Source organism: Pradoshia sp. Z3_51 (assembly GCF_058215915.1).
Genome location: NZ_JBZAJC010000002.1, coordinates 712,255 through 724,779, shown reverse-complemented (window position 1 = coordinate 724,779; position 12,525 = coordinate 712,255). Strand labels below are relative to the sequence as shown.

The 12,525-nt window shown below is 35.3% G+C and carries 12 protein-coding genes, 2 tRNA genes and 1 pseudogene; 1 reads left to right on the top strand and 14 read right to left on the bottom strand.

All coding sequences use genetic code 11. The features are described from left to right. Positions 1-44: 44 nt before the first annotated feature. The 3 genes from AC4BHA_RS07125 to AC4BHA_RS07115 all read right to left on the bottom strand — a co-directional run bounded on the left by AC4BHA_RS07125 (position 45) and on the right by AC4BHA_RS07115 (position 1,278). Positions 45-119: transfer RNA gene (locus tag AC4BHA_RS07125), tRNA-Gly, on the bottom strand. A 7-nt stretch (positions 120-126) separates the two neighbouring features. Beyond that, a tRNA-Leu gene (locus tag AC4BHA_RS07120) sits at positions 127-208 on the bottom strand. A gap of 566 nt (positions 209-774) precedes the next feature. After that, on the bottom strand, positions 775-1,278 hold the full coding sequence (locus AC4BHA_RS07115) for a hypothetical protein (protein ID WP_225983689.1): 504 nt from the start codon (positions 1,276-1,278) through the stop codon (positions 775-777). Between the two features lie 454 nt (positions 1,279-1,732). Between AC4BHA_RS07115 and AC4BHA_RS07110 the strand changes: the two genes are divergently transcribed. After that, positions 1,733-2,467: an alpha/beta fold hydrolase gene (locus AC4BHA_RS07110; protein WP_140461393.1), complete on the top strand. Its 735-nt coding sequence runs from the start codon at positions 1,733-1,735 to the stop codon at positions 2,465-2,467. Positions 2,468-2,811: 344 nt separating this feature from the next. Here the strand turns inward: AC4BHA_RS07110 and AC4BHA_RS07105 are convergent, their stop codons facing one another. The 11 genes and pseudogenes from AC4BHA_RS07105 to AC4BHA_RS07055 form a co-directional block, all read right to left on the bottom strand. After that, the gene (locus AC4BHA_RS07105; protein ID WP_490558365.1) at positions 2,812-4,815 is read right to left on the bottom strand and encodes an ABC transporter permease; all 2,004 of its coding nucleotides are present in this window, start codon (positions 4,813-4,815) and stop codon (positions 2,812-2,814) included. After that, a complete protein-coding gene (locus AC4BHA_RS07100) occupies positions 4,805-5,572 on the bottom strand; it encodes an ABC transporter ATP-binding protein (RefSeq protein ID WP_066104111.1) in 768 nt (255 codons plus the stop codon). The genes AC4BHA_RS07105 and AC4BHA_RS07100 overlap by 11 nt, the downstream gene beginning before the upstream one ends. Before the next feature lie 186 nt (positions 5,573-5,758). After that, positions 5,759-6,775 (bottom strand): sensor histidine kinase, encoded by a 1,017-nt coding sequence (locus AC4BHA_RS07095; protein ID WP_066104113.1) that lies wholly within the window; start codon positions 6,773-6,775, stop codon positions 5,759-5,761. After that, positions 6,772-7,446 (bottom strand): response regulator transcription factor, encoded by a 675-nt coding sequence (locus tag AC4BHA_RS07090; protein ID WP_066104114.1) that lies wholly within the window; start codon positions 7,444-7,446, stop codon positions 6,772-6,774. Before AC4BHA_RS07090 ends, AC4BHA_RS07095 begins: the two co-directional genes overlap by 4 nt. A 234-nt stretch (positions 7,447-7,680) precedes the next feature. Then, positions 7,681-8,040, bottom strand: a pseudogene (locus tag AC4BHA_RS07085) (GyrI-like domain-containing protein); the annotation flags it as partial. A gap of 16 nt (positions 8,041-8,056) precedes the next feature. Beyond that, the gene (locus AC4BHA_RS07080; protein ID WP_490558364.1) at positions 8,057-8,206 is read right to left on the bottom strand and encodes a hypothetical protein; all 150 of its coding nucleotides are present in this window, start codon (positions 8,204-8,206) and stop codon (positions 8,057-8,059) included. Between the two features lie 217 nt (positions 8,207-8,423). Beyond that, positions 8,424-8,921, bottom strand: a complete 498-nt coding sequence (locus AC4BHA_RS07075) for a hypothetical protein (protein WP_139891069.1) — start codon at positions 8,919-8,921, stop codon at positions 8,424-8,426. 475 nt (positions 8,922-9,396) lie between these two features. After that, positions 9,397-10,002 (bottom strand): hypothetical protein, encoded by a 606-nt coding sequence (locus tag AC4BHA_RS07070; RefSeq protein WP_490558363.1) that lies wholly within the window; start codon positions 10,000-10,002, stop codon positions 9,397-9,399. A 278-nt stretch (positions 10,003-10,280) separates the two neighbouring features. Then, positions 10,281-10,589: an HIRAN domain-containing protein gene (locus AC4BHA_RS07065; RefSeq protein WP_490551703.1), complete on the bottom strand. Its 309-nt coding sequence runs from the start codon at positions 10,587-10,589 to the stop codon at positions 10,281-10,283. 278 nt (positions 10,590-10,867) lie between these two features. Continuing rightward, complete coding sequence (locus AC4BHA_RS07060; RefSeq protein WP_490558362.1) at positions 10,868-11,161, bottom strand: hypothetical protein; 294 nt, start codon at positions 11,159-11,161, stop codon at positions 10,868-10,870. A 14-nt stretch (positions 11,162-11,175) separates the two neighbouring features. Beyond that, entirely contained in the window at positions 11,176-12,495 is a 1,320-nt protein-coding gene (locus AC4BHA_RS07055) for a hemolysin family protein (RefSeq protein WP_490558361.1), read from the bottom strand. Between the last annotated feature and the right edge of the window lie 30 nt (positions 12,496-12,525).

The window sequence follows — 12,525 nt, the reverse complement described above, 5'->3', positions numbered from 1 at the left end:
CTGTGCGTCTGCCAATTCCGCCACCCCGGCATATAACTTGGCATTGGAGCGGAAGACGGGATTCGAACCCGCGACCCCCACCTTGGCAAGGTGGTGTTCTACCACTGAACTACTTCCGCATATAAGTGCGGGTGAAGGGAGTCGAACCCCCACGCCATAAGGCGCCAGATCCTAAGTCTGGTGCGTCTGCCAATTCCGCCACACCCGCATGTTTAAAGATGGTGAACCATTAAGGACCCGAACCTGCGATCCTCGAGGTTCTAATTGATTAATTTCAAACTCTCTCGTTGACTGCTTTATTATTTTAATCTGTATTTATCTATATTTCAATAAGAAATATATGGAAATATTAATTTATTTTTCTTCCCTCTATCAAAAAGATTAAACTTCTATGAATGCATTTATCCTACACAGGAATACACGTTCTTTTATACGGTGTTAGAGCCCTTGCTTATAGCTATATAAACAACTCAAGATTCTTAATATCCCTTTTATTTTCAAATTATCTTAGAAGACATAACTATCATTTTACTGTTTGAAACGGAAAGAGTGATATTCCTTGCACCATTAGAAATATAGATACCAATTCTAGTATAAAAAATCTCCTACCTTCTCCATATAACTTTTGAAGATTTCATGAATTGAATATTAACTTTTAGAGATTTTTTTCTCGTTTTTCCAATTAACTTTTACCTACTTAACAATACCTTTAATGATTCTGATATCAAAAACCAAAAAGTTGCCGTGTATTTTCTTTAAAATATGTAGATATATTTAATTCATCTGGTCATAGATAATTGCTTTGAATATCTGTTTGAGTTCTTTTGATGTTTTTCCACGAAGCCATTCGACCTGGTCAATTGGCAGCGTAAGCTTAAGGGTGATCTTTTCATCAGGCATCTCGACTTTCCTGATGTCGGCAAGGGAAATCCCCTTCTCAACGTCTGGAAAATTAATCCCATTCTCATCGATATGGTCAAGGCCCTGGTACTCATAGGGACCATCAATCACACAATTCAAGTTCAATTGCGGTAGACGGCCAGGAATTGATTTTACGTACATAAATGAGCTGATTACTCGGCTATCGCTCAGCTCAATTTCAGCGATAATACTCTCGCGACTGCTATATTTCTTTAGGGCTACCTCGCTCACGATGATGTCGAGCTCCAATGAAAATCCGGATGAAGTTTCCAATATATATATCGCACTATTAAAAATATAGATTTCTTCACCGTCAAGATTCACCGTTTTTACGCCAACCATGTCATTCCCCTCCAAAAGAGACCGTCGGGAATATTCCCCCACCCGGCTTATTTTCTTTTATTCTACTAAATCATGGTAGTTCCTCCAAGCGTAGCTTCTCGGCGATGGCAATGACATTCGGATGCTCCTTCAAAACCGAAGCGGGAAGGCCTCAGATATTTCGCCTTCTAATAGCTGTTTTACTATGGTACCTTCTTTTTTACAAAAACAAGCAGATGCATCACCCTGCTTTCCATGATGGTGTTGAACATCTTAGTGATTGCTTGCTCCGGCACATCTATAAAATTGGTGAAAAAACCGGCGTTTGCCTTGCGCTTCGATTCAGCGAACGATGTAGACTTACAATTCTTACTTGATTAAGAAACCGAATTACCTGCTTTATGCTTTAGAAAGAATTTATACATAGCTTAGAAGCTCTTATGCTAAAATTGAAATTGTATATCATTTATGAAAGAGAAGAAGGCATTTTATGAAGAAGATTATTACTATTAGCTTAGGTATATTATTGATTATTTTTGTGTTGGGTCTTACCGGCTTCTATTTTTGGTCCCAACAAACGTACAAAGCATCAGAAGAAGTTACATCATACATAAATCTAGATGACATTCAGACGGAAGAAAACTGGCTTGTGTTCGAACCAATAGAAAAACCAAAAAGCGGGATCATTCTTTATCCTGGTGCAAAAGTAGAGCCTGAAGCATATAGCTACTATGCCCAGGGTTTAGCGGATAAAGGTTATTTGGTGATTGTCCCGAAAGTCAACCTGAACTTTGCCATACTCGATATTAATCAGGCGGATCTAATTATAGATGAGTTCAGTGATATAACGAATTGGTATGTAGGCGGGCATTCACTTGGCGGCGTAGCCGCAGCATCTTATGCATACGATCATCTCGAAGATGTAAGAGGTTTAATCTTATTGGGTTCCTATCCGAGCGATTCCAATAATTTTTCAGAAACTGACCTCCCCATCCTCTCCCTGTATGCCGAGTTTGATGGGTTAACGACAACTGATAAAATAGCTGATACAAAACATTTGCTTTCGTCTGAAGCAACTTTATATGAGGTTAAAGGCGGTAACCATGCCCAATTCGGAATGTATGGAACGCAAGATGGAGACGGAAAATCCACGATTTCAGCAAAAGAACAGCAGGATGAAATAATAGAAGAAACGTTAAAATGGCTGACTCAATATCAAAGATAAGGGCCCAGTTTCTTTTAACACATCTGATACTGTAATAGCCCACCCGTTTTACGGGCGGGCTATTTTAAACTTTTATCTTTCATTTGAGGTAACCGCGCCTCACAAGCGCTATTATTTCTGACTATTTTAAATAAAACCCATAGTCTCTTCACAGATGTTTTTCACTTATTCAATTACACTACTAATAATCTCGAACCATTATTCCTTTTACTAGTATGATTCCCCATAGATTCAGATATTCGTTCTGAAACAGTAAATTTTGCAATTTAAAATCACCTACAAGCTCTAATTTAAACAGTAAAAAAGCTGTGCCAAAACAACTCATTTTTGACACAGCTTCTCTTTTAATTTTTCACAATGCGCTTGTACCCTGAATATGTTGCTATGAAATAACCGCCATATACAATAATCATAATTAACGCCGTAAACAAAGCCGGTATGAAAACGGAAGGTTGACCCATCATCAGAAGTTCCTGATTGACCACTTTAATTCCAAAAATCGAATGGATGATTGCTAAAGACAATGGCATCATGAAGTAAATAAATACCTGACCGAATATCGCCTTGTTAATTTCCGTACTTGTTACACCTATTTTTCTTAGCATGCTATAGCGCTCCATATTATCACTCGCTTCAGATAACTGCTGAAGCGCCAGTACAGCTGCACTTGAAATGAGGAACACAATCCCAAGATAAATACCCATAAAGACAATCATTGTAGACGATCCAATACTTTGGTCATACAACATTTGCTTAGTCATTACGTTGACATAAAAACCATATTTAGAATAAACTTCTTCATTTTGAGTTAAATGATAAAGCTCGTCTTCATTCACTTGACTATTACTACTGTAATTAACATTAGACAGTGACATAGTAGGTGTCATACCTTCAATAGCTTGATCTGGAACAATCACGGTAAATGCAACTCTTCCTGGATAATCATTTATATATTGTACATACTCTACTTGACGATTAACAATCGTATAATCCATAGCGTTCAATTGAATGGACTGATTTTCTTTAATATAGGCATTCACTGCATCAAAATAAGTCTCATCATCTGATATGAGGAGTACTTCTCCCTTATTAAACGTTTTCGGTTCAACGTCTTGCATTTGCAAAAGCTTTACATAATCAGATTCTTTCATCAATAAGATTTTTTTACGAGAGATTGCCATATCAAAGTATTGTTCTAACTCTGCATTTGCAAAAGGACGCAATAATTCGTTATACGTAGAATCCGCTTCATATAATTCAAAGGAACTATTTTCACCCATCTCATCCAAGTCCATACCCAATATTTCAATCGCTTGATCTATATTCTTTATTTGCGTATCTTCTTTTCCATACAGGTAGAATGTTGCATCATACGGCACTTGATTTACAAGCTGTTTTTCTCCCGCCGCTTTTATGCTAAATCCTGTTGATAAAACACCAATTGTGAAAAAGAGCATTAAGCAAATGATAGTCATGGATACAAAGGTTGTATTTACCTTGCTGCTTATTTGGCGTAGAACAAACATATTTAAGCCTTTAAAATATAAAGTTTTATTTCTTTGCAGCATATTAAGTACAAATCCAGAAAGAGACATAAAAAACAAAAACGTTCCAAGTGACCCCAGTCCAACGCAGGTCCACGTGACAGTCAAACTTTCTGTTAAACCATATTTTAAAATAACAGTATAAGCGATCCCAAGAGTAATGAAGGATAAAACAAAGAACGCGATTGATGTTGATATTTTTCGGATCTTCAGGCTTTCATTTTTTCTAGCGGCTGTTAGCAAGTCGATGAGCTTATACTTCGAAATCACTAAACTATTAAAGATCATAACGAACAGAAAGATAATCCCAAAATAGCTCATTGTTTTAAACATCGCTTCACCTGAAAAGACAACTTCGAACTTTGTCATATCTGCCTTAAATAACGAAACCACTAGAACGGACAATCCTTGAGATATAAATATTCCCAGTAGTAATCCGGCCATTAACGATAAAACACCTATAAAAAGTGTTTCCATTACAACTATTAACGATATACTATATTTACTCATACCTAGCGTCATATAAATTCCGAGCTCTTTTTTTCGTCGTCTGATTAAGAAATTGTTTGCGAATAAAATCAGAAACCCTAACACAATCGAAACAAAAACAGATACTATTGAAATTAATTGTGTTATTGATTGAATCATTTCCGACTGACTGGCACTTAAACTAGACATAGCAGCCGAAGCTGAAATCGAATTAAAGCTATAAAATATACAGACTGCAAATGTTAATGTTAAGAAATAAATTGCATAATCCTTGAAGCTTCTCTTCACATTGCGAGCAGATAATTTAAATAACATTATTCGTATCACCTCCGAGAAGTGTTACCACCTCAATGATACGGCCGAAAAATTCTTTCCTCGTATCATCACCTCTCACCAGTTCATTAAAAATCGCCCCATCTTTAATAAACAAGATTCGATGTGCATAGCTTGCTGTAAACGCATCATGTGTGACCATTAAAATTGTAGCCTGGAACTCCTTATTTAATTTTTCAAATGAATCTAGCAGTAATCGAGCAGATTTTGAGTCAAGAGCTCCTGTTGGCTCATCAGCGAGAATTAATGACGGGTTGGTTACAATTGCTCGGGCTGAAGCAACACGTTGTTTTTGTCCACCCGACAGTTGATATGGGAACTTATTTAATACCGCTGTAATCTCTAATTTATCGGCAACTTCATTTACTAGCTTTGTAATATCAGCCGGCTTACGACCTTGTATGGTTAAAGCGATTGCGATATTTTCAAACGCTGTTAATGTATCGAGCAAATTAAAATCCTGAAAGATAAATCCTAGCTCATCTCGGCGGAACTTCTCAAGCTTTCCAGCCTTTAATGTCGTAATATCCTGACCATTTATATGAATATGACCCGTTGTTACATGATCAATTGTAGAAATGCAATTCAACAGTGTCGTTTTCCCGCTGCCTGAAGGACCCATAATACCAACAAATTCCCCTTGTTTTACATCAAAACTTATATGATTAATGGCTTTTGACACATTTCCTTTATTACCATAGTATTTTTCTATATCTTTTACTTCCAAAACTGTATTCATAACAACCTTCTCCTCTCTTTTATGCTTTTAGTATATCCCCCCTACAGCAATACAAATATTGAAGTTGGTTGCATAAACCTTACATTTTTGAAACTTGCACTGGAGATTGATGGCTAAAACCACCATACAAATTCATACCACAAATCAGTAATAATCTTATTTTCGTAATAAAAAAGAGCCTTTCTCTCAAGACTCTAATAAAACCAATTTACTTTTCGGGAAAATGATATTTACCTCGGTTCCTACATCCTTCTGTGATTTGATCGTAATCCCTAAATGCAGCTTATCTACCAACATTTTGCAAAGATATAGACCGATGCCTGTTGACTTTCTGTATATGCGTCCATTTTCTCCTGTAAATCCTTTTTCAAATACTCTTCCGACATCCTTTTCATCAATACCAATGCCATTATCAACAATATGAAGTATAAGATTATGCTCATGATTAGTCGTATAAATAGAGATGAAACTATTTTCTTTATAACAATAATTAATACTGTTAATGATTACTTGATTCACTATGAACTCAACCCACTTTTCGTCACTATAGACCACATCATCTATCTCTGATAACTTAAGCTGAATCTTTTTATGAATAAACGCTTTTGCATTTCGCTTAATTACTTTGGAAACACATTCTTTTAAACGAAATTCCTTCACAATATAATCCTTGCTGGCACTGCTGCTTCTCGCATAATACAAGGCCTGTTCAATATAATCCTCAATCTTCGTTAATTCCTCAGTTAAGCCAACAATCGGACCACCTTGATAATTCTCAATTATTAGCTTACTAGATGCAATCGGTGTCTTAATTTCATGGACCCACGCTTCAACATACTCTTGGTATTCCGATTGCATAGTCTTGTAGTGGTTGACATATTCATGCACCTGCTTGTCACTCGTCCGTAAAATGTCATATAAAATCTTTCCTTCTAAAAAATCAGGCTCATCCATAATTTCAGATAGCAAATATTTTTGATCAAGATTTTCAACATTTTCTATTACCCCATCATAAAAAGGTTTTTTCTTCATAAATTCAAGAAAATAAGATGTAAGCAGCGGACCAAACCAGCCTAACCCGACTATAGCAATAACACCCTTTTGTATAGAAATAAAAGCTAAAAATAATGCTACCGTCATAAAAAGAAAAACATTAACCGTAATAAAAACGACTCTTTCCTTTAAAAATGCCCACAATGTCATGACATGATATACCCCAATCCTCGTCTCGTTTCAATCGGGTTTTCCATACCGATTGCTTCTATCTTTTTACGAAGTCGAGTAATGTTAACAGATAGCGTATTGTCATCCACAAATAAATCAGATGACCATAGATCCTCCATCAGCTGTTCTCTAGAAACAATAATTCCATTATTTTTCATTAAACAATGTAAGATTTTTAATTCATTTTTTGTTAGTTCCTCTTTCTTGCCTTGATAGGAAATTGTCCCATTAGCCAAATGCAGCTTCAAATCCTTGTAAGTCATTACAGCACTTTCTTGTTTTGCATATGTCCTTCTTAAAATATTTTCAATGCGTGCCAACAAAATTTGCGTGTTATACGGCTTCGTAATGAAATCATCTGCGCCTATATTCATGCTCATCAATTCGTCCACTTCCGTGTCTCTACTTGTCACAATAATAATGGGTACCTGAGAGTATTTACGGATTTCGCGACAAATATAATAACCGTCGTACACAGGCAAATTAATATCCAATAAAATTAAATGAACATCATCCTGACTTGCATAGTTCATGACATTTTGAAAATCATCCGGTGCTTCCACTTCATAACCATAATTTTTTAAAAATGCGGTTAATTCTCTACGAAGCGTCTCTGCATCCTCAATGATTAATATTTTTGCGTTTTGCATAGTGATCACCCCTTAACGAGCTTTTCAATTGTTCATTCTTGAGCAACAAAAATCCTGCACCCTACAATGAAGCTAGGCTGTATTTTATATTTAGTCAATAGCTCATTTTTCATTATATTACTTTGAATATTGGATTATCGTGTAGAAAAACCCAAATAAATGATGTTTATCTTATCACAAATCAGATAAGGTTTGGAATTCTGCAATTCAGGAAATGTCCCTGCCCCTGCTCCGTTACCGTAAAGGAACTAATATTTCACACAAATGATTATCAATCATTTGTGAAGTATATCTTTCTATAATTGGTTGTTCTCTAATGGATAGATTATTTCTTCTATCTCCGAAAAAATATTGCCCCAAAAATTAACTGACTGCCTCTTTTGTATGATCAAGCTAGAAAACAGCGTATTTCCCACCATGAAATTTACCAACATGAGCTGGTTTTACCACATTAAAATCTTTATTTTTAACAACGCAAACTTCATAATGATATTCCTCTTTAGGAGTAATCTCTGGGTTATCTTGCGGTATTCCTAAAATTGTAGAATTATCAAATACTCCATTCAATTTTGCCCACTTTTTAAAAGAATTTAATTAGAGTATGCTTTAATTAATCGGTTTCTTTGTCAACTGCCCGTTGATAAGCCCTTTTTAATTCTGCTACATTTTGTTTTAAAATTGGATTTCTTGTTGCTCCAAACATTTCCAAACCTATTTGTTCATTTACAAAAATAAAAGGAGAAACAGCATCTTTTGCCATTCTCCTTTCTATCATTTTATTGCTTGTATTTCTACTTCCGAATAAAGAGAAAGAGCCGAGGATTTGTGAATTTCCCACAAATTCGTCGGCTCAGCATCAAATAAGTCGTTTGGTTCATATCATTTTATTAAATTTCTTGCTAATCAAAACATTTTCACGGTATACACAAGGCTTTCCACCTGTATCTTGTTTAGCTCTTTTGCAATTGCTAATAATCTTAATCAGAAAAGGACTTTGTATACTTAGGTAGCAAGTACCGGAATATCACCAACGCATGGACAATCCCAATTCCTGCAAAAAGAGCCCTCACAAACCATTCCTGCCAAAGCAGTAAGATACCATTCATATCGCCCCCACCAAAAAATCCACAAAGTACGCTCAAATATAGCGGATCAAGCAGTAGCATGACTAGTGAGGTATACCATGCGATGGTCCGGAAAACCTTTGATTTTACTGAACAGATTGGTTTACAAAATATAATAAGAAGCCAACTGAAAACAAGAGTTGCAATCGCACCCGCCAGACAGAAAATTCCCATCTGAATATCTGTCATTAGGGTATGATATACATCCACCTGAACCCCGAGCCCCATGAAATTGATTTGCTTAAAAACCCCGTAATAAAAAGCTACTAGGAGGTGCGCTCCCTCATGGATGATATAGTAAATGATAATAGCCGCAATAATTCCAATATATTGTCTTACACTTCTGCTCATAATAGTCACCTATCTTACTTACCGTTATACTTTTATGAATGACAAATCTTTAAGCGAAACAATGCCTATTCAACAAACTCTTAGCTAATCATCAGCCTGTGATTGGATAGTGATCATGTGCATTATTTTTTTCATTTGTATGTTAATTCACAAAGGTAGTATATTGCATATAGGCACCTAAAACAATACATTTTTCAATCTACTCCTCTTTTTGCAGCTTCACTCGAGTACTCTTTAAATATAACCATACCGTAACCCCAGTAATAGCTATAGCAATCATTAATCTAATCCAATTAGAAGAGATTTGTGTAATAAAAATTACTGGTAACGAACAAATGTTATTAAAGATAAACCCTCCTAATCCACTTTAAAAGGTGATTTAATAGCATACTAGAGCAGATAAACTGAAATATTGTTAAAAGTGTCTCTACTAAAAAAGCCGCCCACTAAGGGCAGCTCTTCTACTTCTTTACTTTTAAAAAGAAGAATTTTTGTTCTTCATATGTAACTTTCGGGTTACAGCTACAATTCTTTCTTTAGGAACATCCGGATGCTTGTCCTTGATTATCTTGACACATTCTACCCAATTGATTTCAGATTTTAACAAAGAGGCGATTTCGTTTTTAATCATTGGATCTATTTGATAAATATCACTATCGGTTTCATCCGTTTCATTCTTTCCATCCACACTTTGGTCAATTTTATCAAACAACAGCGAAGCAACAAGATGAATAGCTATGATAATTATTTTCACAGTTGTAGAAAGATCGATAACTGTAAAAAAGTAATCTAGTGCGCTAATAACTATATAACTACCAGCGAAAGTTAAGATACTCGCAATCAACTTATTAACAAAGATATCCTTATAAATGTCCGTTACGGCGTGAAGAAAGCTATCAATAATAGTCCCCACTCCCATATCTATAAGACACATCAGAAAAAGAAACAGAATTAAATAGATTAAATTCTCATAATACTGGCCTGTAAAATGAATAATCAAAGCATAGATAACCATGAGAGGTAGAAACAAGAATAAAACTACTGTCATAAGTAAAGAAGCAGAAAGAAAAAAATTCTTCACAAGGATAGACTCCAGTCTCCATAGCTCTTCTCTTCTATGGTGGTTTGTTGTTAAATTATAACAAGTATTTCACTTAAAGTCAGCGATTGCACAAGCATATCCCCGGCTGCCTTTTCCATTTTAGTTTCTACTTCTAAGTTAATCAAAATCTTGCGAGAACCACCCACAGCCTCTACTAAAATAAGACTTTCACTTTAAGGGCGGCGTATCTCTACTTCACTTACGTTTAACACTTCAAAACTAATGCCATTCTTTCATTAGAGATAGGCAGATCTGATTTAAGCACTCTCTTCATTTCCTAATAATTTCACGATGATTGTATCCTTTACAATGAAAGCCACTTGTCCCATGCATACGTCCTCGAATGTATCATAGATTCTGCCGGCACTGCGGGTTCCTTTTGCAACTGTCTGATAACTATTAGCCACATAACCAACCTTTCCAATTGTATCGAGCTCGGCTTGAATTGCTTCATCATCATGCTTATTATCTAAGTCTTTTCTTAAGATTATCTTCTGACCAACCTTGAAAATATCCGCTCCAAAATAATGACAAACACCTACAACGGATATATATTTCTCTGCCATTTCTATCCCCTCCATGCGACACTTTTTATTACTTTACTCTCTATATATTTACGAATTTCACAAAAATAAGTTTCGTTGGTTTCTTGTTTTAACCTAGCTGGTCACAAAAAAGAGATAAGATAGCTCACAGATCTTATCGGTTCTTGTATCTTCTTAATAGGACCTATTTTGTAGCTCGTCCACCTTTTAGTCTGTATGAATACCAATATATACAAAATTAAAAAAGCCTTAGAGAATCGACATTAATTCCTATGACTTTTAACGTTTCTTTACCTTTATTATAATTCTGAATTTAAATCCTTCAGTTTATGAGAGTAATGCTTTTTTTGATTAAAGTATACATATTCTAGTCTCTCGCAATAGCTTAAATCACCATCCATGCTGGTGGTGCCATCAAATACAAAGGAATCCAGCTTTTCTAAGTCCTTGATAAAGGATATTGAAGGAACACTACCACAGTCTAGTAAACGTATTTCTCTCAGGCCTTTAAGATTTTTTATTACACCAAAGTCTTGAATATACTTACATTTTTCTAAAAAAAGTTTCCACATAAAAAAAAGATGACCATTCATTAGGTCATCTTATATTATTCTTCTGATGAGTCTTTTTCTAGTCTTGTGATTAACACTTTATCTACTCGGGCACGATCCATGTCCACAACTTCAAGTTGCAAGTCATCTACTTGAATGGTGTCTTTGATTTTTGGTATATATCCAATTTTATTAATAATAAATCCACCCAATGTGTGGAAGTTTTTACTTTGGTTAAGAATCGTAAAGTCTTCCAAATCAAAATATCTAATAAACGAATCAATCGAAACAAGACCATCTGCCAACCATGAGTTTCCATCTCTCTCTATAATTTGCGGCTCTTCTTCATTATCCTTTTCAGGCATTTCTCCAATAATATTTTCCATAATATCATGAAGAGTGACAAAGCCCTCAATTCCTCCATATTCATCGATAATAACGGCTTCATGCTGGCCGGATTTTTTCAATGTTTCCAATGCCCGATATACTTTCATTTGTTCTGGCAGAACAAGTGTATCTTTGACGGAATCCGCTAAAGAAAAATTCTCTCCTGCCACAATTCTTGATAAAAGATCTTTTTTATGAATGATTCCTTGAAAATCATCTAAACTTCCAATCCCAACAGGAAATTTGGAGTAATAACTTTCATTAATTTTTTTCATATTTTCTTCAAACGAATCCTCTAAATCAATGTAAACAAGCTGCGTACGAGGTGTTAAAATATCACTAAGACGTTTGTCCCCTAAATAGAAAATTTGTTCTACCATATCCTGTTCTATTTCTTCAACAATCCCACTATGAACACCTTGTTCAATTAATTGGGTTATTTCTTCTTCGGTTACATTCGGTTGGCTTGTGGGTTTTATTCTTAAAAATTTTAATGCAAAATCAGTAGACTTACTTAAAAACCAAATAATTGGGCGTCCAACTTTTGAAAAATAATACATTGGTTTTGCTACTGCACATGCTACTTTTTCTGGATTTCCCATACCAATCCGTTTTGGAACTAACTCACCAATAATTAATGATAAGTAAGTTGAAAGTCCTACAACCACGATCAGACTTAGCTCATTACTGAAAGAAGCAAGACCATTAATTTGTTCAATATAAACAGCTAGCTGGCTTGCAATGGTTGCACCGCCAAATGCACCTGTAATTACCCCAATTAATGTGATTCCGATTTGAATAGTCGACAATAATTGATTTGGGTCATCCGCTAATTTCAAAGCATAACTAGCACTGGAATTTCCTTCATCTCGCAATTTTTCTAGTCTATTCTTCTTAGATGTAACAATTGAAATTTCGGTCATAGCAAATATACCATTTGCCACGATAAGTATTAACAAAATTACAATTGAGGTCCAAATGCTGTCCAAAAAAATCTTCACCGTTCCTTAATTAAATTT

What these genes read in the sequence shown, in the direction of transcription:
- AC4BHA_RS07110 (WP_140461393.1), top strand. Translation starts at nt 1,733, where the DNA reads ATGAAGAAGATTATTACTATTAGCTTAGGTATATTATTGATTATTTTT.
- AC4BHA_RS07105 (WP_490558365.1), bottom strand. Translation starts at nt 4,815, where the DNA reads ATGTTATTTAAATTATCTGCTCGCAATGTGAAGAGAAGCTTCAAGGAT.
- AC4BHA_RS07100 (WP_066104111.1), bottom strand. Translation starts at nt 5,572, where the DNA reads ATGAATACAGTTTTGGAAGTAAAAGATATAGAAAAATACTATGGTAAT.
- AC4BHA_RS07095 (WP_066104113.1), bottom strand. Translation starts at nt 6,775, where the DNA reads ATGACATTGTGGGCATTTTTAAAGGAAAGAGTCGTTTTTATTACGGTT.
- AC4BHA_RS07090 (WP_066104114.1), bottom strand. Translation starts at nt 7,446, where the DNA reads ATGCAAAACGCAAAAATATTAATCATTGAGGATGCAGAGACGCTTCGT.
- AC4BHA_RS07080 (WP_490558364.1), bottom strand. Translation starts at nt 8,206, where the DNA reads ATGGCAAAAGATGCTGTTTCTCCTTTTATTTTTGTAAATGAACAAATA.
- AC4BHA_RS07075 (WP_139891069.1), bottom strand. Translation starts at nt 8,921, where the DNA reads ATGAGCAGAAGTGTAAGACAATATATTGGAATTATTGCGGCTATTATC.
- AC4BHA_RS07065 (WP_490551703.1), bottom strand. Translation starts at nt 10,589, where the DNA reads ATGGCAGAGAAATATATATCCGTTGTAGGTGTTTGTCATTATTTTGGA.
- AC4BHA_RS07060 (WP_490558362.1), bottom strand. Translation starts at nt 11,161, where the DNA reads ATGAATGGTCATCTTTTTTTTATGTGGAAACTTTTTTTAGAAAAATGT.